The 22,702-nt window shown below is 70.7% G+C and carries 21 protein-coding genes; 15 read left to right on the plus strand and 6 right to left on the minus strand.

Going from position 1 to position 22,702, the window contains the following annotated elements; translation table 11 throughout:
- Nucleotides 1-114: 114 nt before the first annotated feature.
- The 10 genes from ACSBPH_RS05875 (at nt 115) to msuE (ending at nt 10,751) form a co-directional block, all read left to right on the plus strand.
- Nucleotides 115-975, plus strand: a complete 861-nt coding sequence (locus tag ACSBPH_RS05875) for a sulfurtransferase (protein ID WP_442576657.1) — start codon at nt 115-117, stop codon at nt 973-975.
- Complete coding sequence (locus tag ACSBPH_RS05880) at nt 972-2,474, plus strand: NtaA/DmoA family FMN-dependent monooxygenase (RefSeq protein ID WP_442576658.1); 1,503 nt, start codon at nt 972-974, stop codon at nt 2,472-2,474. Before ACSBPH_RS05875 ends, ACSBPH_RS05880 begins: the two co-directional genes overlap by 4 nt.
- Nucleotides 2,475-2,578: 104 nt before the next feature.
- Entirely contained in the window at nt 2,579-4,219 is a 1,641-nt protein-coding gene (locus tag ACSBPH_RS05885) for a TIGR04028 family ABC transporter substrate-binding protein (RefSeq protein WP_442576659.1), read from the plus strand.
- A 16-nt stretch (nt 4,220-4,235) separates the two neighbouring features.
- Complete coding sequence (locus tag ACSBPH_RS05890) at nt 4,236-5,210, plus strand: ABC transporter permease (protein WP_442576660.1); 975 nt, start codon at nt 4,236-4,238, stop codon at nt 5,208-5,210.
- Nucleotides 5,207-6,178, plus strand: a complete 972-nt coding sequence (locus ACSBPH_RS05895) for an ABC transporter permease (RefSeq protein WP_442576661.1) — start codon at nt 5,207-5,209, stop codon at nt 6,176-6,178. The genes ACSBPH_RS05890 and ACSBPH_RS05895 overlap by 4 nt, the downstream gene beginning before the upstream one ends.
- Entirely contained in the window at nt 6,175-7,812 is a 1,638-nt protein-coding gene (locus ACSBPH_RS05900; protein ID WP_442576662.1) for a dipeptide ABC transporter ATP-binding protein, read from the plus strand. The genes ACSBPH_RS05895 and ACSBPH_RS05900 overlap by 4 nt, the downstream gene beginning before the upstream one ends.
- Entirely contained in the window at nt 7,809-8,870 is a 1,062-nt protein-coding gene (locus tag ACSBPH_RS05905) for a putative FMN-dependent luciferase-like monooxygenase (RefSeq protein WP_442576663.1), read from the plus strand. The genes ACSBPH_RS05900 and ACSBPH_RS05905 overlap by 4 nt, the downstream gene beginning before the upstream one ends.
- Nucleotides 8,867-9,475 carry a CMD domain protein gene (locus tag ACSBPH_RS05910; protein WP_442576664.1) on the plus strand — a complete coding sequence of 203 codons (609 nt, stop codon included), beginning with the start codon at nt 8,867-8,869 and terminating at the stop codon, nt 9,473-9,475. The genes ACSBPH_RS05905 and ACSBPH_RS05910 overlap by 4 nt, the downstream gene beginning before the upstream one ends.
- The gene (locus ACSBPH_RS05915) at nt 9,472-10,098 is read left to right on the plus strand and encodes an alkylhydroperoxidase domain protein (RefSeq protein ID WP_442576665.1); all 627 of its coding nucleotides are present in this window, start codon (nt 9,472-9,474) and stop codon (nt 10,096-10,098) included. Before ACSBPH_RS05910 ends, ACSBPH_RS05915 begins: the two co-directional genes overlap by 4 nt.
- Nucleotides 10,095-10,751 (plus strand): FMN reductase, encoded by a 657-nt coding sequence (msuE, locus tag ACSBPH_RS05920; protein ID WP_442576666.1) that lies wholly within the window; start codon nt 10,095-10,097, stop codon nt 10,749-10,751. The genes ACSBPH_RS05915 and msuE overlap by 4 nt, the downstream gene beginning before the upstream one ends.
- Before the next feature lie 277 nt (nt 10,752-11,028).
- Here the strand turns inward: msuE and ACSBPH_RS05925 are convergent, their stop codons facing one another.
- The 3 genes from ACSBPH_RS05925 to ACSBPH_RS05935 form a co-directional block, all read right to left on the minus strand.
- Nucleotides 11,029-12,720 (minus strand): FAD-dependent oxidoreductase, encoded by a 1,692-nt coding sequence (locus tag ACSBPH_RS05925; protein WP_442576667.1) that lies wholly within the window; start codon nt 12,718-12,720, stop codon nt 11,029-11,031.
- Entirely contained in the window at nt 12,717-13,097 is a 381-nt protein-coding gene (gene trxA, locus ACSBPH_RS05930) for a thioredoxin (protein WP_442576668.1), read from the minus strand. Before trxA ends, ACSBPH_RS05925 begins: the two co-directional genes overlap by 4 nt.
- A 100-nt stretch (nt 13,098-13,197) precedes the next feature.
- Complete coding sequence (locus tag ACSBPH_RS05935; protein WP_442576669.1) at nt 13,198-13,329, minus strand: hypothetical protein; 132 nt, start codon at nt 13,327-13,329, stop codon at nt 13,198-13,200.
- A 200-nt stretch (nt 13,330-13,529) separates the two neighbouring features.
- Here ACSBPH_RS05935 and ACSBPH_RS05940 point away from each other — a divergent pair, with 200 nt between their 5' ends.
- Nucleotides 13,530-14,909 carry a serine/threonine-protein kinase gene (locus tag ACSBPH_RS05940; protein WP_442576670.1) on the plus strand — a complete coding sequence of 460 codons (1,380 nt, stop codon included), beginning with the start codon at nt 13,530-13,532 and terminating at the stop codon, nt 14,907-14,909.
- A gap of 60 nt (nt 14,910-14,969) precedes the next feature.
- Complete coding sequence (locus ACSBPH_RS05945) at nt 14,970-15,248, plus strand: metal-sensitive transcriptional regulator (RefSeq protein ID WP_442576671.1); 279 nt, start codon at nt 14,970-14,972, stop codon at nt 15,246-15,248.
- Between the two features lie 77 nt (nt 15,249-15,325).
- Here ACSBPH_RS05945 and ACSBPH_RS05950 read toward each other — a convergent pair whose 3' ends face one another.
- The 3 genes from ACSBPH_RS05950 to ACSBPH_RS05960 form a co-directional block, all read right to left on the minus strand.
- Nucleotides 15,326-16,561, minus strand: coding sequence for an amidohydrolase (locus ACSBPH_RS05950; RefSeq protein WP_442576672.1), 1,236 nt, complete (start codon nt 16,559-16,561; stop codon nt 15,326-15,328).
- Between the two features lie 251 nt (nt 16,562-16,812).
- Entirely contained in the window at nt 16,813-18,309 is a 1,497-nt protein-coding gene (locus tag ACSBPH_RS05955; protein ID WP_442576673.1) for an FAD-binding oxidoreductase, read from the minus strand.
- Between the two features lie 203 nt (nt 18,310-18,512).
- Nucleotides 18,513-19,232, minus strand: coding sequence for an NUDIX hydrolase (locus tag ACSBPH_RS05960; RefSeq protein ID WP_442576674.1), 720 nt, complete (start codon nt 19,230-19,232; stop codon nt 18,513-18,515).
- Between the two features lie 336 nt (nt 19,233-19,568).
- On the opposite strand from ACSBPH_RS05960, the gene ACSBPH_RS05965 reads away from it, so the two are divergent.
- The 3 genes from ACSBPH_RS05965 to ACSBPH_RS05975 all read left to right on the plus strand — a co-directional run bounded on the left by ACSBPH_RS05965 (nt 19,569) and on the right by ACSBPH_RS05975 (nt 22,581).
- Nucleotides 19,569-20,135 carry a Dps family protein gene (locus ACSBPH_RS05965; RefSeq protein WP_442576675.1) on the plus strand — a complete coding sequence of 189 codons (567 nt, stop codon included), beginning with the start codon at nt 19,569-19,571 and terminating at the stop codon, nt 20,133-20,135.
- A gap of 371 nt (nt 20,136-20,506) precedes the next feature.
- On the plus strand, nt 20,507-21,526 hold the full coding sequence (locus tag ACSBPH_RS05970) for a lytic transglycosylase domain-containing protein (RefSeq protein WP_442576676.1): 1,020 nt from the start codon (nt 20,507-20,509) through the stop codon (nt 21,524-21,526).
- 224 nt (nt 21,527-21,750) lie between these two features.
- The gene (locus ACSBPH_RS05975) at nt 21,751-22,581 is read left to right on the plus strand and encodes a hypothetical protein (protein ID WP_442576677.1); all 831 of its coding nucleotides are present in this window, start codon (nt 21,751-21,753) and stop codon (nt 22,579-22,581) included.
- Nucleotides 22,582-22,702 lie beyond the last annotated feature (121 nt).

Genomic DNA, 22,702 nt, shown 5'->3' on the forward strand with positions numbered 1-22,702 from the left:
ATCCACGCGCGACGAGATCGGACTCGTGAGCGAATGTAACGCCCGATGTCGTCCGGTCGCGCTGTGTTTCGGGGGTGGGTTCCTGTGCCCGCCGGGCCCGGTGAGCATGACACCATGCCTTCACCGCTCATCTCACCTGCAGAACTCTCCAGCCTTCTGAGCTCGGCCCCACGACCGCGGATCCTCGACGTGAGGTGGCGGCTCGACGAACCGGAGGGGCGACCCGCGTATCTCGAAGGACACCTTCCGGGAGCCGTCTACGTCGACCTCGAAAGAGAGCTCGCGCGGAGGGGCGACCCTCGCGAGGGGAGGCATCCGCTGCCGCCGCGCGAGCAGCTGCAGGCTGCCGCTCGCCGGTGGGGCATCCGTTCCGGCGACACCGTCGTCGTCTACGACGACGTACAGTCGGTTGCCGCTGCCCGCGCATGGTGGGTGCTCAGCAGGTCCGGGGTCGCGGATGTCCGCGTCCTGGACGGCGGCCTTCGCGGGTGGCTGGCTGCAAGGCTGCCGCTCGAGACAGGTGACGTCCTGCCGCGACCACCGGGTGATGTGGTGTTGACGGAGATCGCCGACGGCATCGCGGACATCGACGTCACTGAGAGCTGGCCTGACCACGGGCTTCTGCTCGACGTTCGCGCCCCCGATCGCTACCGCGGCGACAACGAGCCGCTCGATCCCGTGGGAGGCCATATCCCGGGCGCGGTCAATCTCCCCACGACACTGCACATCGAGGCGGGCCGGTTCCGCTCGCCGGACGAGATCCGGGCGTCGTTCGCGCGGGTCGGGGTGCGCGAGGGCGTCGCCGTCGCCGCTTACTGCGGCAGCGGTATCGCCGCGACCCACACCGCGCTCGCGGGTGCGCTGGCGGGTGTCGACGTCGTCGTCTACCCGGGTTCGTGGAGCCAGTGGTCGCGCTCGCGCGGCCGTCTTGCCGCCGTCGGCCCAGCGCCGTCGCTGGAGGTGGTGCCGGTATGAGCGAGCCGCTCATCGTCGGCGCAATGGTCCGCACACTCGGCGCCTATCCCTCCGGATGGCGCCACCCCGGTGCCCATCGCAGCCCGCAGACCGATGCGCAGATCCTCCGCCGGATCGCCCGACTGGCCGAGGACGCCGACCTCGACTACCTCTTCTTCGGCGATTGGCTCGCGACCGGGCCGGACCTGGAGTTCCGTGACCCGTACCTCCTCGCCCGGATCGATCCGCTGAGCGCCGTCCTGTACCTCGCCGGAATCACCGACCGCATCGGTCTCATCGCCACCGTGAACTCCACCTACGCCGACCCCTACGCGACGGCGCGGGCCACGGCATCCCTCGACGTCCTCACCGGCGGCCGCGGCGGGGTGAACCTCGTCACGGGCGCGGAGCCCCGCGCCGCCGGCAATCACGGACGCGAGGCGCATGCCGACAACGAGACGCGCTACGACCGGGCCGAGGAGTTCGTGCGGGCTCTCAGACTGCTCTGGGAGTCGTGGGATGCCGAGGCGTGGGTGGCCGACGCCGACCGCGGGGTGCTCATCGACGCATCAGGCCTGCGAAGCGCGGGGTTCGCGGGCGCCCACGTGCGGGTCGAGGGCGCCCTCAATGTGGCACGACCGCCGCAGGGGCATCCCCCGATCGTCCACGCCGGAACCTCGCCCCGCTCACGGGCCCTCGCGGCGTCCGAGGCCGATCTCGCTCTCATCGCGGCCGCCGATCCTGCCGCGGCGGCAGCCACCCGCGCGGAGCTGCGCGCCCTCGCCGCGGATTCCGGGCGCGATCCCGACGACCTCAAGGTGATCGTGCCGATCCTGCCGGTGGTCGCCGAGACGGATGCCGGGGCCCGCGCGATCGTCGCACGCCTTCTGGAGCTCGTACCGATAGACGACGGCCGGGAACTGCCCGCGGCGTTTCCCGCGACTCGGTCGCTGGCCGCCTTCGCCGCTGCCGCCGGAGTGGACCCGCACCACCCGGCGGTCGCTGCCGCGGTCGATGAGGCGGTGCCCGCCGAGGTGGCCGCAGGGTTCACCGAGCAGGGCGCGCGGACACTCGAGCAGGTCGCGGCATGGACCGGCCGCACCGCGGGAGGCCGCGAGCCGGTGACGTGGCGGCACCTCATCGCAGCCCACGCCGTGCCCGCGAATCCCGTCGTCGGAGATGCCCAGACCGTGGCCGGGCATCTCGAATCGTGGCGCAACGCCGGCGCGGCAGACGGCTTCAATGTGCTCTCGGCATTCCAGCCGGGGCAATTCGAAGCCTTCACCGCTCTCGTCGTGCCCGAACTGCGCCGTCGCGGCCTCGTCGGGAGGAGCGGGGCGACGCTCCGCGAGCGCCTCTCTCTGGGTGCGCCGCGACTCCAGCACGCCGACCGCTCGGCGGTCGCCGTCGGAGGGAGGGCCGCCGGAGTGAGAAGCGCCTCGGACGTCAGTCCGGGGCGCTTCCTCATGCACACCCCGAGGAAGCGCCCCGCCCGTGTTACGCCCCGTGAAGCTCGGTGACGTCGGTTTGCGGACGGTGAACGGCCGTGACGGGGCCGCGGGCGACACCGACGGCGTCATCCATAGCGTTGCGATCACCTTCACCGACCACCACAGGAGAACCCATGTCCCGCTCCGCATCGCGCCTCGTCGCCGGATCCCTGGTGGCGCTCGTCGCCGCGGCATCCCTCACGGCGTGCGCCTCGCAGCAGCCCGCCTCTCAGGAGTCGCCGGCCGCGGCGGCCGACCCCGTCACCGGCGGCACACTCACCTACCTCGAATACCAGCCCTACACGAACCTCTACCCGCCGCAGGCGGGCTTCTACCCGAACGGCGGCCTCGTGAACAACATCACGGCCCGTCTGACGTGGCAGGACCCCGAGACCCTAGAGATCGAACCCTGGGTCGCGACGGACTGGACGGTGAACGCGGACGCGACGGAGTACACCTTCGACCTTCGCGATGACGTCACCTTCTCGGACGGGACGCCGGTGGATGCCGCGGCCGTCGCCAAGAACTTCGACACCTATGGCCTCGGCAACCCCGCGCTGGGCCTGACCGTCTCGGAGGCCATCAACAACTACGCCTCGAGCGAAGTCGTCGACGCCGACACCGTGACGTTCCGCTTCTCGGCACCGGCCCCCGGATTCCTCCAGGCGACCTCGACCATCAACTCCGGGCTCCTCTCTCCCGCGACTCTCGACCGTTCGCTCGAAGACCTGGGCGCCGGAAACGCCGCCGCTGTCGTGGGCTCCGGTCCGTTCGTCGTCACCGACGAGAAGCTCGGCACCGAGCTGACCCTCGAGGCCCGCGACGATTATGACTGGGCGCCGCCCGCGTTCGAGCATCAGGGCCGCGCCTATCTCGACGAGATCCACCTCATCGTGGCGCCTGAAGACAGCGTCCGGATCGGTTCGCTGCTGTCGGGGCAGGCCGACTACATCCGATACGTCCAGGCCTTCGACGAGGCCCGTGTCGAGTCATCCGGCTTCGACCTCTTCGCTCCTCAGACCCGCGGTGTGAACAACGCGCTGAGCCTGCGGTTCACCAACCCGCTGCTGAGCGACATCCGCGTGCGCCGGGCGCTGGTGGCCGGCGTCGACAGTCAAGAGGTCGTCGACACCGTCTTCACCTCCCACTACCCGCGAGCGACGTCGGCACTGAGTTCCTCGGCGCTCGGATACAAGGATGAGTCCGACTTCTACGCCTACGACCCCGACGAGGCGGAGAGCCTGCTGGACGAGGCCGGCTGGAAGCCCGGCTCGGACGGCATCCGCACGAAGGACGGTCAGCGGCTCTCCCTCGACGTGTACGAGGCGAAGGCCCAGCCCCTCTCGAAGCAGACGCTGGAGCTCGTCTCGCAGCAGCTGAAGAAGATCGGCGTGGAGCTCAACGTGAAGTCGGCGGACGCCGGCAGTTACGCGGAAGACATCAAGGACCCGCTCAAGACGCCCCTCTACCACTCGATGGTCGGGCGGGCGGATCTCGACGTCATCAAGAGCCAGTACTACACGAAGAACCGCAACACGCTGCTGTCCGACGATGCCGAACTCGACCGGCTCCTGGAGGCCGTCGCTTCGACGCCGGACCCTGACAAGCGCATCGCGGCTTCGCAGGCCGTTCAGGACTACCTCGCGGAGCAGGCGTACGTGATCCCGCTGTTCGAGGAGCCGCAGGTGTACGGAGCCGCGCCCTACGTCCACGGCGTCGAGTTCGAGTCGGTCGCGCGCCCGCTCTTCTACGACGTGTGGCTCGACAAGAAGTAAGAAGCGGAATCCGCCGATGAGCTATGCGCTCCGACGCGCCGGGCAGGCCGCGATCGTGCTGATCGCGGCCTTCACGGCCACCTTCATCCTCCTCCAGCTGCTGCCCGGGGACGCGATCCTGATCAAGTACGACAACCCCGAGCTGGGGCTTACGCCGGATCAGGTCGAGGCCATCCGCGTCGCGTACGGCGCCGACTCCTCATGGTGGGAGCAGTACTGGGCGACACTGAGCGGCTACGCCCATGGCGACTTCGGGTACTCCACGCAGTACGGCACGGGAGTGCTGCAGCTCATCGGCGAGGCCCTTCCGCCGACCGCGGCCCTCGCGACGCTCGGATTCGCGCTCGCGGCCGTGATCGCCTTCGCGATCGCCTTCCTGTCGACGCTCACGCCTTTCGGCTGGCTCCGGCGCGGACTTCAGGCTCTGCCGGGCGTGTTCGTCGCGGTGCCGGTGTTCTGGCTCGGAATCCTGCTCATCCAGGTCTTCTCGTTCGGACTCGGCTGGGTGCCGATCGTCGGCGCCGACCCCCTCGTCGCCCTGATCCTTCCCGTCATCACCCTCGCGGTGCCGATCTCGGCCCCGTTGGCGCAGATCCTCGTCCGCAGCATCGACGACGTGAACCTGCAGCCGTTCGTGACCGTCGTGCGCGCGAAAGGGGCGTCGCGCTCGTGGGTGCTGTGGCGGTCGGTGGCGCGCAACGCCCTCCTTCCGGCGCTCACCATCGCGGGCGTCCTCTTCGGGGAGCTGATCGGCGGCGCCGTCGTGACCGAGACGGTATACGGCCGGCCCGGCATCGGCCGGGTGACCGAACAGGCTGTCGCCAATCAGGACATCCCCGTGCTGCAGGGGATCGTCGTTCTCGCTGCCCTCACGTTCGTCGCCGTCAACCTCGTCGTCGATCTGCTCTACCCCGCACTCGACCCGCGGCTGCGCACCCCTCGGCGCGCTGCCTGCACGCCGTCGCCGGCACGGCAGGAGGCCCTCGCATGAGCACCCAGATCCGACAGAGTCCCCCGCTTCCGGCGGGGGCGGATGCCTCGGCCGGCGACAGCGGCCGGGACGAGGCATCCGGAACCGTCATCGACCCCGTCGCACGCGACGCCGGCGCACCCGCGGGGCTCCCGGAGCGCAGGACGTCGGCCGCGCGGCTGTTCGCGCTCGGACGGCGGCCGTCGTCGTCACTCGTCCTCGCGATCGCCGTGATCTCGATCGCGGTCCTGTGGACGCTCGCACCGTGGCTCTTCACGTCGTACGACCCGATCGACGGCGTGCCGGCCGACAAGCTCCTGCCCCCGAGTGCCGAGCACTGGTTCGGGACAGACGCGATAGGCCGCGACCTCTACGCGCGAGTCGTCTACGGGGCGATCCACTCCCTCTCGGGGGCCCTCATCGCGGTCACGGTCGGGCTCGCGGCAGGCACGCTGATCGGGGTGCTCGCAGGTTCGGTGGGCGGATGGCTCGACGACGTGCTCATGCGGCTCGTCGACGTGCTGCTGTCGATCCCGGGTCTGCTCCTGATGCTGTCGGTCATCATCCTGCTGGGCTTCGGCACGATCAACGCGGCGATAGCCGTCGGCGTCGTGAGCGTGGCGGCGTTCGCACGACTCTCGCGCTCCGAGGTCGTCCGCGTGCGCCGCACGGACTACGTCGAAGCGGCGTTCGGCAGCGGCGGCTCGTTCGGCGCGGTCCTGCGCCGGCATGTGCTGCCCAATTCGCTCACCACGGTCGTCGGTCTCGCCGCGCTGCAGTTCGGAACCGCGATCCTCGCGATCTCGACCCTCGGCTTCCTGGGGTACGGCGCACCGCCGCCCACCCCCGAGTGGGGCCTGCTCATCGCGGAGGGCCGCAACTATGTCGCTACCGCGTGGTGGCTCACGACTCTGCCCGGGCTCGTCGTGCTCGTGGTGGTGCTCAGCGCGAACCGCATCAGCCAATCGATCGGAAGGGGGACCCGATGAGCGTCCTCGAAGTACAGGGTCTCCGGGCGTCGTACTCGCAGCGCCAGGGAAGGCGGGAGGTCGTCCACGGCGTCGACTTCGCCGTCGGAGAGAGCGAGGTCGTCGCGCTCGTCGGCGAGTCCGGCTCGGGCAAGTCCACCACCGCCCACGCCGTCATCGGCCTCCTTCCTGAAGGCGGCCGCGTCGAGGGCGGATCGATCCTCCTCGGCGATGTCGACATCAGCGGCTGGAGTCAGAAGCGCCTGCGCGCCGTCCGCGGCCGTCAGGTCGGTCTCGTCCCGCAGGACCCCGTCTCCTCTCTCGACCCGGTGCGGCCGATCGGCATCCAGGTCGGAGAGATCCTGCGTCTTCATGGGGTGAGGGATGCCGCGGCCCGCCGCCGACGGGTGCTCGACCTCCTCGACCGGGTGGGCCTCGACGATCCGGGTCTGCGCGCACGGCAGTACCCGCACGAGCTCTCCGGCGGCATGCGGCAGCGGGTGCTCATCGCGACGGCGATCGCCCTCCGTCCGCGGCTGATCATCGCGGACGAGCCCACCAGTGCCCTCGACGCGACAGTGCAGCGGCGCATCCTCGACCTCATCGACGAGCTGCGGCGCGAAGAGGGCACCGCGGTGCTGCTCGTCACGCATGATCTCGGCGTCGCCGCCGATCGCGCCCATCGCGTGGTGGTTCTCAACGACGGCCTCGTCGTCGAACAGGGTGAGGGCTCCGACATCCTCTCCTCTCCGGCAGACCCGTACACACGGCAGCTCCTCGCCGACGCGCCGGCGCTGGGGGACGTCGCGTTCCGCCGGCCGTCGGCGCCGCTCTTCCTGCGCGACGCCGCGGCCGCTGCCGGGGAGAACCCCTACGCCATCCACGCGGAGGGGCTGGTGAAGGAGTTCGGAGCGGCGGGGCGCCGCGGCCAGGCGTTCCGTGCCGTCGACGGCGTGTCTTTCTCCGTGCGGCGCGGAACGACCCACGCGCTCGTCGGCGAATCCGGCTCGGGCAAGACGACGACGGCACGGCTGGTGACCCGCTTCCTCCGGCCCGACGCGGGGCGCATCGAGCTCGACGGAACCGACATCGCCGGCCTCGACAAGAACGACCTGCGGCAGCTGCGGCGACGGGTGCAGCTGGTGTACCAGAACCCCTTCTCGTCGCTGGACCCGCGCCAGAGCGTCGCGCAGATCGTGGCCGAGCCGCTCGACAACTTCGGGGAGGGAACGCGGGCGCAGCGGCGGGCGCGCGTCGCGGAGCTCATCGCCCGCGTCGCCCTGCCGGCCGAGGTCCTCGAGCGCTCGCCGCGGGAGCTGTCGGGAGGGCAGCGCCAACGCGTCGCCATCGCCCGCGCCCTCGCGATCCGCCCCGACCTCGTGGTGCTCGACGAAGCCGTGTCGGCACTCGACGTCACGGTGCAGGCGCGCATCCTCGAGCTGCTCGAGTCGCTCCAGCAGGAACTCGAGCTGAGCTACCTCTTCATCTCCCACGATCTCGCCGTCGTGCGCCGGATCAGCCACACGATCTCGGTCATGCGACACGGCCGGGTCGTGGAGTCGGGCACCACCGCCGACATCTTCACCGCTCCCACGCACGAATACACGCGCGAGCTGCTGGGAGCCGTGCCCGGACGATCGGAGATCGCCGCATGACCGCCCCCACTCTGGCCTTCTTCACCCGTCTGCTCGACGACGTCCCTGCCGCACAGCGCTATCGCCTGGCCACCGATCAGATCCGGCACGCCGAGCGTTTCGGAATCGCACGAGCCTGGGTGGCGCAGCACCACTTCCGCGCTGCGGAGGGAGGCCTCCCCGCGCCCTTCGTCTTCCTCGCTCATGCCGCTGCGGCGACGAGCGAGATCCGCCTCGGCACCGGGGTCGTCACCCTTCCGCTCGAGGATCCCGTCCGGGTCGCCGAGGACGCGGCCGTCGCCGACCTGCTCTCCGGCGGGCGCATCGACCTCGGCCTCGGCAGCGGCGGAACACCCTCGTCGTTCCTCCCCTTCGGGCAGGACGCGGCGGCCAAGGCCGCCGTGTACGACGAGAAGCTGGCGGTGCTGCTCGACGCGCTCTGCGGGCGCGAGGTGGGGGGCGGCAACAGACTGTATCCGCAGCCTTGGGAGCAGACGGATGCCCCGTCCCTCGCGTCCCGCGTGTGGCAGGCGACGTTCTCGGCAGCCGGTGGCGCTCGCGCGGGACGCCACAGTCATGGTCTCTTGCTGTCCCGCACCCAGCCGCGCCCGGCGGATGCGCGCGAGGCGTCGCTCGGCGACATCCAGAATCCCATCATCGACCGCTATCTCGATGCGCTTCCTGCCGACGCCCCGCCGCGGATCACGGCATCCCGCACCGTCTTCGTCGCTGATGATCGCGCGGACGCGCACCGCTTCGCGGAGGTCGGCCTGCGGCGCGCCGCCGAGGGCTTCCGCCGGGCAGGACAGCACATCCCGGGCGACACGCTCGACGAACTGATCGCAGCGACCGACAGCCACCTCGGCACGGCCGAGGAGGTCGCCGCATCGCTCGCGAACGACCCGACGCTGACGCGAGCCACGGAGGTCGCCTTCCAGGTGCACTCGGTGGATGCCCCGCACGACTTCGTGCTGCGCTCCATCGAGCTGTTCGCGACCGAGGTCGCTCCCGCCCTCGGCTGGGGCGCGCCGGCGTTCTCGCTCCACAGCTACGACCGTCTCGGAAAGGAGACTGCATGACCATCCAGAGCATCGACATCGTCGACATCCTCGGCGCCGTCGATCCCGGCGGGGAAGTGGACCGGCTCCGGCGCGAGCGACCCGTGACGCGCGATCAGCTCCAGGGGAGCTACGAGGCGCTGTTCGCGCCGCTGGACGACGGGGCCTTCCCCCTCGCGCAGCGGCTCCTCGTCGCCGCCTTCGCAACGCGCGTGACCGCCGACGACGCCGCCGCGCGCTTCTATGCGGACGCCGCGCGGGCGGTCGACGCCGCCCGTACCGCCGTCGTCCTGGCCGAGGCATCCGACGCCGCCACCGCCGGCCCGTTCGGCGCCTACCGCGAAGACGGCCTCCGTCAGGAGAGCACGGACGGTCGGCGTTATGAGCCGGCCATCGCCGTGCGCGACGAGCTCGGCGAGCCGCTCGCCGCGGCGCTCGTGCACGCGCATCTGCTCACATTCCGCCCTCGCGAGGCGTGTGCTGCGGATCACGCGCGGCTGCTCGACGCCGGCTGGACTCCGGACGGCGTGGTGACGCTCTCGCAGCTCGTTTCCTTCCTCGCATTCCAGCAGCGCGTCGCGGCCGGGCTCCGCGTCCTCGCGGCCAGTCAGGAGAACCCCGCATGACCGACATCACCGCTCCCGCCGCCGTCCTCGTCCACGAGCAGCCCTATCCGCACGCCTTCACGCGCGGGGAGGTCGGCTGGCTGCCCTGGCTCGAGCCGCTCGCCGTCGACGAGCTCTCCGAACGCCACTACGACGGCCTGGTCGATCGCGCCCGCGCAACCAGCGACTACTTCCGCCTCCTGGCCCGCGACCCCGAGATCCTGCGGGCACGCACCCTCGTCGACAAGGACATCTTCTACAACACGTCGCAGGGACTCCCCCGGGCAGAGCGGGAACTGGCCGCGACGGCCGCGTCGAGGGTCAACGGGTGCGTGTTCTGCGCATCGGTGCACGCTCGATTCGCGGCCCACTACTCCAAGGCGCCCGATCTCATCGACGGTCTGCTCGACGAGGGCATCGACGCCGAGCTGGGAAGCCGATGGGATGCGATCGTCGACGCCGCGGCGGCGCTGACCGCCACTCCCCCGGCCTTCGATCTCCCGCACGTGCGGCGCCTTCGCGAGGCCGGCCTCTCCGAGCTGGAGATCGCCGATGTCGTGCACTCGGCGGCGTTCTTCAACTGGGCCAACCGGCTCATGCTGACGATCGGCCGTCCGGTCGCCGCTCCGGATGAGCAGCTGTGACGGCGATCGGCGAACGCATCGATCCGCTCATCGCCCCGATCGCGTCCTCAGCGGACGGTGACGCGAGGACCACGCGGACCTCGCCACCCCTGCGCGTCGTCGGGGTCTCAGGCTCGCTGCACGCGCCGAGCCGCACGACAGCGCTCGTGCGGGCGATCCTCTCCGCCGTCGAGGAGCGCGTCACCGCCGAGACGGAGCTGGTCGAAGTGGCTGCGCTCGGGGCCGGCTTCGCCGGCGTCCTCAACCGGGCGGACGTCGCACCGGCCGTGGAGACCGCACTTCGCGCAATCGAGGCAGCCGACCTTCTCGTGGTGGCTAGCCCGGTCTACCGCGCGTCGTTCACGGGACTGTTCAAGCACCTGTTCGACTTCGTCGGCCAGTACGCCCTGATCGGCACACCGGTGCTCCTGGCTGCGACCGGAGGAGGCGAGCGCCACGCGCTCATCATCGATCACCAGCTGCGACCGCTGTTCGGATTCTTCCAGGCGCTCACCCTGCCCCGGGGGGTCTACGCCTCGGACGGCGACTTCACCGACCATGAGCTGACGTCCCCCGACATCATCCGCCGAACGGAGCAGTCGGTCGACAGCGCACTGCCGCTGGTGGAACAGGCCGCCCTGGTACGCCGATCAGAGTACGTCACGACCTGGTGACCGGGGCTGCGGATCGGCACGGCGAGGCCGCGGCATGGCGCGGCGAGCCCCGACGGCTCGCCGCGCCCGGTCAGCGGCCGAACAGGCGAGCGAAGAATCCGCTGGACGGCTCGTGGGCGTGACCCTCGCACCGCTGAGACCGGGGAACCCGGCCCATCACCTGATCGACATGCTGACCGCACCCCGACCAGGTCGTCTTTCCGCACTTCTTGCATGTCACCGCGTAGCACACGGGCTGGCTCCTCTTCGGGTCTCGTCGGGATTCGGCTTCTGCGCGTCACACACCCTGCAGCGCGTCTTCGGTCTCGAGCACGTCGGCGGCTCGCGCGCCGAGGGTGGCGCGCAGGGTCAGGATGCCTCCGGACAGCGACGCGGAATCGAAGCCTGCCTGCGTCAGCAGGCGGTGGGCGATCGCCGAGCGAACACCCGAGGCGCACATCACGCGCACCGGCCGGCCGGCCGCGTGTGCGCGCACCTCGTCGAGGCGCGCTCGAAGCTCGGTGTGGGGGATGTGCAGCGCGCCGGGCACGTGCCCTGTGATCCATTCGTCGCTTCGGCGCACATCGAGGACGAGCGCCTCGTCGACCACGTCGTCGAGGTCCTCGGCGTACCAGAGCCTCAGGGTGCCGTTCAGGACGTTCTCGCCGACCATGCCGGTGAGGTTCACGGCATCCTTCGCCTGTCCGTAGGGCGGCGAGTAGGCGAGGTCCAGGTCGATGAGCTCATCGACGGTCATGCCGGCGCGGATAGCAGTGGCCAGCACGTCGATGCGCTTGTCCACGCCCTCCGTGCCGACGGCCTGCGCACCGAGCAGCAGGCCCGACTCGGGATCGATGTGCACGACAAGGTGGATCTGGCTCGCGCCGGGGAAGTACCCGGCGTGCTGGTTCGCGTGGAGGTGGAGCGTGCGGAATCCGCTGCCCGCGGCATCCAGAGCCATCCGGTTCGCGCCGGTCAGGGCCGCCGTCAGCGACCCGACACGCACGATCGCGGTCCCGATGGGCTGCGGAATCTCGCGCGCGGTCTCGGGCCGGAGGATGTCGTCGGCGACGAGTCGTCCAGCGCGGTTCGCGGGACCCGCGAGAGCAACGGGCCGGCGCGCGCCGGTCACCGCGTCGACGCTCAGCGTCGCGTCGCCCACCGCCCAGATGCCCGGGACGCTCGTGCGACCGTGACCGTCCACGATCATCGCGCCGCGCTCGCACGCGACGCCGGCCTCCTCGAAGACGGCCGTGTCGGGGCGCACGCCCACCGACATGACGATGAGGTCGGCCTCGAGCTCGGTGCCGTCCGCCAGCACGACGGTGTCGGCATCCGTTCCCTGATGGATCGAGGTCGCGGCCATACCGACGCGCAGGTCGATGCCGAGTGCGCGCAGCTCCTGGGCGACGAGCCAAGCCAGCTCGGGCTCGACGGGCGGCAGCGGCTGCGGGGCGAGCTCCACGACGGAGACGTCGAGGCCTTGCGCCGCCAGCGCTTCCGCCGCTTCGATGCCGATGAACCCGGCACCGAGGACGACGGCACGGCGGGCCCCCGAGTCGACCTTGTCGCGAAGGGCGATGGCATCTTCGACGGTGCGCAAAGTGCGCACGCGTGGCGAGCCGACCCCGGGGATCGGCGGCACGAAGGCCGAGGCACCCGGCGACAGGACGAGAGCGTCGTAGGCCAGCTGCTCGAGGCCTTCCGCGGACCGGACGGTGACGGTTCGGGCGTGTGCGTCGACGGCGATCACTTCGTTGCCCGGTCTCACATCGAGGGCGAGCGCCGCGCGCAGCGACTCAGGCGTCTGGACGAGCAGCGCGCGGGAGTCGGCGATCTCGCCGCCGACGAAGTAGGGCAGTCCGCAGTTGGCGAACGAGACATGGGCGCCTCGCTCGAGGACGATGATCTCCGCGGATTCATCGAGGCGACGGGCGCGCGCCGCGCAGCTCATTCCTCCGGCGACGCCGCCGACGATGACGATCCTCATCGCGCGACCTCCGCTTCCTGATCGATGCGATCGACCTCAGCGCGAACGGCATCCATGTCGAGAGTCCGAACCGCGTCGATGAGCTGATCCAGCTGGGAAGCGGCGAGCGCCCCCGCCTGCGAGAACACGAGGATCCCCTCACGGAAGATCATGAGGGTCGGGATGGATCGGATCTGGAATGCGGCAGCAAGGCTCTGCTCGCTCTCGGTGTCGACCTTGCCGAACACGATGTCGGGGTGGACGTGCGAAGCGTGCTCGAACACCGGCGCGAACGCGCGGCACGGGCCGCACCAGGCTGCCCAGAAGTCGAGGAAGACGATGTCGTTGCCTTCGATGACCGCGGCCAGACCGGCCTCGGTGATCTCTGTGGTCGTCATGGGTTGATTACCCCCCGGGGTATTATTTCGGACAGGGTTCTGCCCGGCTGTTCGATGGGTCAGGCCATGGCGCAGCCGTTGCCGGCGCGCCGCGACCGAGTCATGCCGCCGTCGCGCCGTGCCCCTGGCACCGCTCGTCATCGGAGATGCCGCGCAGGGCCTCCTCGACGTGCTGGCCGCAGCCTTCCCACGTCGCCTTGCCGCACATTTCGCAGGTCACTCGACTGCACATGAATCGATCCTCTCGGTAGGTCGCACTGTGATCAGTATACCCCCTGGGGTATCTCCATGTGACCACGCGGCACAGCGCGAGAAAGGGCCCCGCACGATGCCCGCCCGATTGTCAAGTCCGTCTTCCCGGATTCCTTGCCGGGTTAGCGTGAGCGAGACCAGTCACCGTACTGCCGCACTTGGGGCGGAGAGGACAGCAGCGTGACCCGAGACATCGGACAACTCGAGACCAGTGCCCTTCTGGACGGCCGCTACCAGTTGCACGAGCGTGTGGGCATCGGCGGAATGGCCGAGGTCTTCCGCGCCGAAGACGCACTGCTCGGCCGCACCGTGGCGATCAAGCTCATGCGCGCGGACGCCGACGTGCTGGCAGCACCCGTCCGCGCTCAGCGCGAAGTGAGCGCCCTCACCAGCGTCACCGATCCCTCACTGGTCACGCTCTTCGAGGCGAAGATCGGCCCCGACGCGCCTCGCTACCTCGTCATGGAGTTCGTCGACGGCCCCACTCTCGCCCAGCGCCTCCACGAGGGCGCCCTGCCGATGCCGCAGGTGCGGCGCCTCGCGCTCGAACTCGCCGGCGGACTGCACGCGGTGCACAGCGCAGGTTTCGTGCACCGTGACATCAAGCCCTCGAACATCCTCCTGGCACCCGCGCCGATGCCCGCGGCGGAGTTCCACGTGAAGCTCGCCGACTTCGGTCTGGCCCAGCTCACCGACGCCGCTTCGGCCACGACGCCCGGACTCGTGCTCGGAACAGCCGCCTACCTCTCCCCCGAGCAGGTGCGAGGCGAAGCCTGCGGTCCGGCCGCCGACATCTACGCCTTCGGCCTCGTGCTGCTGGAGGCGATCTCCGGCGAGCGCGCCTTCCCCGACGCCTCGGGCATCGGCGCCGTGATCGCACGACTCGTGGAGTCGCCTGCGATCCCCGCCGGTCTGAGCCCCGAGTGGTCCGATCTGCTCCGCTCGATGACCGCTACCGACCCCTCCGAGCGTCCCAGCGCCCTCGACATCATCCACACCCTCGCGGGTGCGACAAGCGCTCGCGCCGCGGCTCCCACCGCCGTGACCCCGCTCCCGCCGGTGCCCGACGAGGCTGCCGCCACGCCGGCCGCCTCGCAGACGCTTCGGCGGCGTGCCGCCGGCCATCGCCGCGGGCGCCGGATGTCGCGGCCGCTCGTGCTGACCGCCTCGGTGGCCGCGGCGGGCGTCGTGTGCGCCTCCGCGATGCTGACGGGTCTGGCATTCCCGGCGAACGGCGCACTCCCGGAGCAGGGCTCGTCCGTGCAGATGGTCCGCGGCACGCTTCCGGGCGTCGGCGCGGCCGCCACCGCCGAGGAGTCCCTGACGATCGATACGGCGGACGCCCCGACATCCGACGCACCCCACGAGGCTGACACCGCCTCGGCCGAGACGGCCGACTCGCCGAGCGCCGACAAAGACGCGGCGAAGGCGGCTCGCGAGGCGCAGAAGCAGCAGGAGGCCGACGCACGGGCCGCAGAGAAGCAGGCGGCGGCCGACCAGCGGGCGGCCGACAAGGCCGCTCGGGAAGCGGCCAAGCAGGCCCGCAAGAACCGTCCCTGAGCCCCTCCGACATACCCTGTGGGGTATCCTCGGTGATATCAACATCCCGAGGGGGCCCCAATGGCGACCACAGACGACGAGACGCAGCGCAAGATCGTCAACCGGCTCAAGCGCGCCCAGGGACAGCTGACGGCCGTCATCGCGGCGATGGAGCGCGGCAGCGACTGCCGGGCCGTCGTGACTCAGCTCGCCGCCGTCTCGTCCGCCCTCGACAAGGCCGGCTTCCAGATCATCGCGACCGCCATGCGGGACTGCCTGGTCGATCCGGAGAACCCCGAGGATTCGAACGGTCAGGTGTCACTGCCGGAGCTCGAGAAGCTCTTCATGACCCTCGCCTGAGGGCCCCGCTCCGCGCCGGACGGTCCCGACCTTCGCCCGCGCCGGACGACGCGCAGCCGCAGGCAGGGGCGTTCCGCTCAGCCCTTCCAGGAACTGCGGCCGAACCGCTCCCAGCGCTCGACGACGCGCGGCTCACCGGCCTCCATGGGTTCGACGACAGCCCGACCGTTGATGAAGACCTGCTCCACCTCGGACTCGATCGACAGCGGGTCGCCCGACCACACGACGATGTCGGCATCTCGCCCCTCCTCCAGCGCCCCCACACGCGAATCGAGCCGAAGGATGGATGCCGGGTTCACCGTCAGCGCTTCGAGCGCCGTCTGTGCGGGCAGGCCTTCGCGGACGGCCAGGATCGCCTGAAGCCGCAACTGGTCGATCGGCACGACGGGGTGATCGGTGGTGATGGCGACCGTCACGCCGGCCTGCGCGATGAGCGCGAGGTTGCCTATCGCCCGATCGCGCAGTTCGACCTTGGAGCGCGACGTGAGGAGCGGACCGAAGATCACGGGAATGCCTTTCTCGGCGAGCACGTCGGCGATCTTGTGGCCCTCGGTGCCGTGGTTCACCACGAGGGTGTAGCCGAATTCCTCGGCGATGCGGATCGCCGTGGCGATGTCGTCGTGCCGATGGCAGTGCTGGTCCCACACCAGGTCGCCGTCGAGCACGGCGGCGAGCGTCTCGTCGGTCAGGTTGCGTTCGAAAGGCTCGCCCTTGACCGCCGCCGACGCGCGCTTCTCGGCGTAGCTGCGTGCACTGACGAAGGCCTCGCGCAGCACAGCGGCGACGCCGAGGCGGGTCGACGGCGTCTGCTTCTTGTCTCCGTAGACGCGCTTGGGGTTCTCGCCGAGCGCGGACTTCACCGACACGTCGAGCGCCAGCACCTGCTCGTCGACGGTGCGACCTCCCCAGGTCTTGATCGCGACGGTGCGGCCGCCGATCGGGTTGCCCGATCCGGGCTTGATCACCGCGGTCGTGACGCCTCCGCGGAGGGCATCGCGGAAGCCGACCTCCTCGATGTCGATGCCGTCGAGCGCGCGGAAGCGCGCACCGTTGGGATCTGTCATCTCGTTGGTGTCGTTGCCCGACCAGCCCTCGCCGTCTTCGTGCACGCCGAGGTGACCGTGGGCCTCGACGAAGCCGGGAAGCACCCAGCTCCCCGAGGCGTCGACGACGCGCGCCCCCTCCGGCACGGGCGTGTCGGCGCCGCCCACCGCGGTGATGACGCCGTCGGCGACGACCACGGTTCCGTTCTCGATCGGGTCTGCGCTGACGGGAACGACGCGGCCACCGGTGATCGCCAGGAAATCAGTCATCCTTCCACCCTAGGTCGGCATCGCGGACGAGCGGCCGGTCCGCCGGGTGGGTGTCGCGCACGACGCCGGGGTCCAGCGTTGTCACCGCGGATTCACCTCGTCGGGGTGGGCCCCGGAGACGGATTCCACGACGCCGACCGCGGGATTGATGCGGTCCACCACTGCGGTCTCCTGAGCGATGACGGCCGGCCGGAACGCAGAGCCGGAGCCCGCACGAACCCCCCGGCCGTGCGGACTCCGGGGCTGAGAGCCTACACGGGCTGAGCGGCCGCGAACACACTTCGCGGGTCCCACTCGGCCTTCAGCTCCCGCAGCCGCGCGAGGGATCCCCCGAATCCCGGCGCACGGTCGACGCCCGCACTGTCGATGAACGTCAGGGCGAGGGCGTCGGTCGCCCACGGCGCGAGTTTCGCAATCGCGCCGGAGACGACGGCATCCTCCCCCGGACTCGGCGCCTGAACGGGCGCCAGCGCGATCGCGTGCGCGAGGTACTCCCCGGCGAGCGCCGAGACGGCGCCGCCGTGCTCGACCGGCCGTCCGAGCGCTCCGCCGAGGTGGCGCAGCTCCATGAAGAAGAGGCCGGGCTCCGCCGCGGTGGTGAGGAACGCGTCGACCGCCTCGGCGGGCAACGCGTCCAGGATCGAGTGGGCCGAGACCGCCGGAGTCGGCGCAGGCGGGTCCATGTGCACGCCGATGAGTGCCGCCGCGGGGATGCGCGCGAACGTGTCGATCTCGGGGTCCAGCGCACGCAGAGGCTCGAGAAGAGCGGATGCCGCGGCATCCGTCTCGAGGATCGCCCCGTCGACGACCACGACCGAGCGGCCCGACAGGAAGGGCGGCAGTTCGGGCATCGGCGGGAAGTGCATGATGCGCAGGGTCGTCGTGGCGCTCTCGGGCGCCGCGGCGGTCCACTGCGCCCACGCGTGCGTGACGGCGGGCGCGTGCGCGGCGTCCCACAGGAGCATTCCGGCGAAGACGTCGGCGTACGGCAGGAGGTCGAGCTCGATCGAGACGACCACGCCGAAGTTGCCCGATCCACCACGCACCGCCCAGAAGAGATCGGGATTCTCGTCGGCGCCGGCCCGGACGAGCGAGCCGTCCGCCGTGACGACGTGCACCGCCCGGACGTGGTTGACGGCCAGCCCGTGGGTGCGGGCGTAGAACGAGATGCCGCCGCTCAGCGAGTAGCCGACCGCCGAGACGTCTCCGGCACTCCCATGGGCCGCGGTGAGGCCGTGCGGCGCGGCGGCTTCGAGCACGTCGTTCCACAGCGACCCGCCGAGCACGATCGCCGTCTGCGTCTGCGGGTTCACCGTCACGCCGCGGAGCCCCGCGAGGTTCACGAGCACGACGTCCGAGAGGTCTGTGTGGGCCAGGGCCGCCGCGTTGTGCCCGGTCGACTGGGGCGCGACGCGCAGACCCGCCGCCGTCGCCGCGCGGACGATCGCGATGACCTCTTCGGCCGTCGTGGGCTTCGTCACGGCGGAGGGACGCTGTGCCACGGCGAGGTTCCAGGGCATGCGCAGCGCCTCGTACGTGGCCTCACCCGGGAGCGCCACGCCCGCGCCGAGCGCCTCGCGCAGCGCTGCGGCGCGGGGATCATGGACGTTCTCGGTGTGGCGGAACCGGGGGTCGGCGTCCTCGGCCCGGACATTTTCGGCCGGGGCGTTCTCGGCGCGGGCGTTCTCGGCGCGAGTGTGCTCGGCGCGAGTGTCGGCCGCTTCGGCGGTCGCATCGGAGACAGACATGGGGTTTCCGTTCGTCGGATTCGGGATCGTGTCGGATCCGAGTCTGGCCGGGGCCAGGCATCCGCTCCATCCCAGACGAGGAGGGATTTTCGAACCCCCAGAATCCTGGGATGGCGAGGCGCCTCCCCGGCCGGCATGCACGAGGCAGAGAGGCCGCCGCGCGGGGCGTGCTCGAGGCGAGAGGGCGCCGTGCGTCCGTCCGGTCAGTCGGGCACCGCGAGAGGCAGTTCGCGTTCTTCGTCCCAGGGCTCGGTCCAGCCGAGCCGGTCGAACAGGCCGTCGAGCAGCATCCCCGTGAATCCCCACACCAGGTGCTCGCGGCCCTCTTGCTCGACGAGGAATCCGGGACCGCGCCACTCCTGCCCGCCACGGCGGATGACGGTCACCCCGCGGTTCGCCGGAGAGAGCAGATCGGCGACTGGCGCCCGGAAGACGTCGGCGGACTCCGCGACATCGACCACGCGGACAGGTGACGGATGCCGCCACCACCCGAGCACGGGGGTCACGAGGTGCTGCGAATAGGCCAGCGGGACCCTCTCGAGAGTGCCGAGCACGTCGACGCCCTCCGGATCGAGCCCCGTCTCTTCACGGGCTTCGCGCAGCGCCGTCGCGACGGGTCCGTCGTCGCCGGGATCGACCCTCCCACCGGGGAAGGCGACCTGACCGGGGTGCGAGCGCAGGGTCGTCGCCCGCGCGAGGAGCAGGAGATCGAGGTCGCGCGAGACCGCCCGGGTCTGGGCATGGTGGTCGCTGGGCGTCGCGTCGAGCACGCCGAAGAGGATGAGCACGGCCGCGGACCGGGCATCCGTCACGGGCGGAAGGTTCGCCACCCAGCGCGATCCGCGCTCGTCGCCCGCCGCCGCCGCTTCGGCGAGCGCCGCGAGCTGCGCCCGGGCGCTCGGCGAGGGGAGATCGGCACGCACCCGATCAGGCTACGCCGCCCGTCGGACAACAAGGCTCGGGGTCGGGTGGTGGCGCGGACGGTCTCCTCCCGCGCGGGGGAGGTCGTCGCGGGACGGGAGGATGCCTCGGCCCCAAACCGCCCTCCCTTCCCACCAGCCCCTCCCCTCGTCCAGGCCGACACGGCGAGACACCCCGACGCCGCCCACCCCCGCCCACCCCCGCCCCCCCGCCGGCACCGCCGGTAGCACGGTCGTCAGGCCTCCACAATCCCCGCGCCCGTCCGGGCGCGTCGCTCTAGCGTCGGAGAGGACCACACGGCCATACGGCCACCCGGCCACAGGCAGAAAGGCGAAGCGATGGCTGACACTGCGACGAAGAAGAGCTCGACCGCGACGACCACGAAGAACCGACGGCGCCCCGCCAAGAACGGCGCGATGCTGACGAACGAGCAGAATGCCGAGAACGGCTTCCGGGCATCCGAGAAGCTGAGCGACAACCTGCAGCGCGTGCTCGTCGACCTCATCGAGCTCGCGAGCCAGGGCAAGCAGGCGCACTGGAACGTCGTCGGCAAGAACTTCCGCGACACGCACCTCCAGCTCGACGAGATCATCGAGGCCGCCCGCAACTTCAGCGACACGGTCGCCGAGCGCATGCGCGCCCTTCACGCCCTTCCCGACGGACGAAGCGACACCGTCGCCGAGACGACGACCCTCCCCGAGTTCCCGCAGGGCGAGATCGACACGGCCGAGGTCGTCGACCTCGTCACCGAGCGGCTCGAGGCGACGATCGGCACGTGCCGAGAGGTGCACGACGACGTCGACGAGGAAGACCCGACGTCGGCCGACATCCTTCACGCGATCCTCGAGGCCCTCGAGCAGCTCGCCTGGATGGTGAGCGCCGAGAACCGCACTCCGGTCCGCTGATCCGCACCCGCGCGAGCGGTTCGGACGAAGCGCCGAGCCGCACGTCGGCGCGCTGATCAGCACAGGACGAGCGACGGATGCCTCGCCCCGCGCGCCGCGTCGGAACGCGGTGCGAAGGGGCCGAGGCATCCGTCTTCCTGCCAGGTTCCCGGCCGCGCAGCCGACCGCGCCAAGAGGCGCCGGATCGCAGTGGTGGCAAGGGATCGAGGCATCCGTCTCCCGCACGAAATCGCGCCTCCGGGAGCACCCCGTCCAGGTAACGTTCAGATAACGCTCAGAAAACGCGTGCAGGATCAGGGTTTTGTGTCCGCAAGAGCGGCCGCGATGCGTCGAAACGCCGGCGCGGACTCCCGACACGAAACCCGAACTCTATGCGCTCTGAGACGTCCTCCACTCCTGCCCGCCGTACTCGCCGACTGACCGAACGCCGCACCCGCCGCCGTCCTGCGATCATCGCGACAGGAGTCGCCGCAGGCGTCATCACGATCGTCGGATTCGCCGGCGCTGTGCCGGTCTCGTTCGCCGATGCCTCCGGCACATCCCCCGCCTTCGTGCGCGCTTCGTACACGACGCCCCTGCACGCGACGCCGAAGGCGACCGTCACGGGCACCGACGCCGTCACGACCGACGCGCAGGAGGCCGTGACCGCCGCAGCCGCCGCCGTCACCTCCGCGCAGGCCCTCACCTCCGACATCGCGGCCGCGGGCCTCGATCTCGGCGTCGCCGACACGACAGTCGAAACGTCCGATCTGCAGCAGGCGGCCGACCGCCTCGAGACGGGCATCGATCACCTCCCCGACGCGCTCCTCCCCGACGTCACCGACAACGTCACCGACCTCGTGACGGCGACCAACCAGCAGGTCGCGAGCCTGCGCGGAAGCCTCGACGCGGCGATCGCCGCCGAGGCCCAGCGCCAGGCCGAAGAGAAGGCCCGCCAGGAGGCCGAGGCGAAAGCCAAGGCCGAGGCCGAGGCGAAGGCCGCCGCCGCAGCAGCGACCAAGAGCTCGTCGACGAAGAGCTCGTCGAGCCGCTCCGGCTCGGCGCCGAGCGTGCCGATCCCCTCGGGCAACGGCAACGGCGACAACAGCCCCGCCGGCGCTCAGGCCTTCGCGCACTCCCAGTTCGCCGGCCGCGGCTGGGGCGACGACCAGTTCGGATGCCTCGTGTCCCTGTGGAACAAGGAGTCGGGCTGGAACTACCAGGCCTACAACCGCGGCAGCGGCGCCTACGGCATCCCGCAGGCGCTCCCCGGCAGCAAGATGGGCTCGGCCGGCGCCGACTGGCAGACCAACGCCGCGACGCAGGTCCTCTGGGGCCTCGGCTACATCCAGGGCCGTTACGGCACGCCGTGCGGCGCGTGGGGCCACTCGCAGTCGACCGGTTGGTACTGAGCCTTCCCGCTTCGAGTTTCACGGGGACGGATGCCGCGGCATCCGTCCCCTTCTCGTTGCACACGCACGTGGCCGCGTGCCCGCCCTGTGGAAAACCCGTCGAGCGTCGGATGCCTGTGGGATGGTGTGTCCATTGGGGAAATGGGTGCTCGCGCAACGACGCCGCGTCGTCGCGCCACGCCCGCGATTCTGGGGCTGACACCCCCGGGGAATGGAGAACACACATGAAGCATAAGGTCATCGCTGGAGCACTCCTGGCTGCTGCGCTGGTGCTCGCACCGGTCGCCGTCACGGCGGCGAGCGCCGCTCCGCCGTCCGAGAAGGTCTGCGCCGACTACAGCACGGGGCGCATCACCCCGGCTGACGGCGTGACGGAAGTCACCTACACCGCACCGGAGGGCCAGGTCATTCTCGCGATCTGCGTCAAGGCCGGGTCCGTCAAGCAGGGCAACGGTCCGGAGGCGGTCTCCGTACCCGAGAACGCGACCGAGGTCACGTTCAGCCACTCCTCCGGCAAGGCCATCGGCCACTACTCCGTGCTCCTGGGCGACGCGCCCGACCCGCTCGCCTGCCTCGACGGCTGGGTCGACGTCGACACGCGCACGTCGGGACGCTACGAATGCGTCGACACCGGCCTCCACGTGTGGACGGTCGACAACTCGAGCCAGGCGAAGGTGTCGTTCGGCACGGCGGCGGCGTTCCCGCTGGCGAGCACCGGCGTCCTCGACATCGACTGGACCGGCACCGGGACCGCGCCCGGGATCAACCTGTTCGTCGACTTCGACGGCAACGGGTCGATCGACGGAACGCTCGTCTACGAGACCGTCTACGGGCAGGACCTCTGGCTGACTAACGGCTCGGCGCAGTTCGTGAAAGACGGCGCCCCGTCGACGACGGGAGGCAACGGCTCTGCATGGCACGGCACGATCTCGCAGTGGTCGTCGAGCTTCCCCGCCGCGCAGGTCAAGGGCGTGGCGTTCTCCGTCGGCTCCGGCGTGAACAGCGACGGCATCCTTCACTCGCTCACCGCCGGCGGGATCGTCTTCTCCTTCTGATCCGCCCCGGAGGGGTGCGTGACCGGCCCGCTGAAGCCGCCGGACACGCACCCCTTCGTGCTGCCTGCTCGTCGGTGTCGCACACCGCTGGTGGCATTGACGCCCGAGAGTGCTGCTGGGA

This window comes from Microbacterium sp. F51-2R, from assembly GCF_052180235.1.
Classification (GTDB): Bacteria; Actinomycetota; Actinomycetes; order Actinomycetales; family Microbacteriaceae; genus Microbacterium.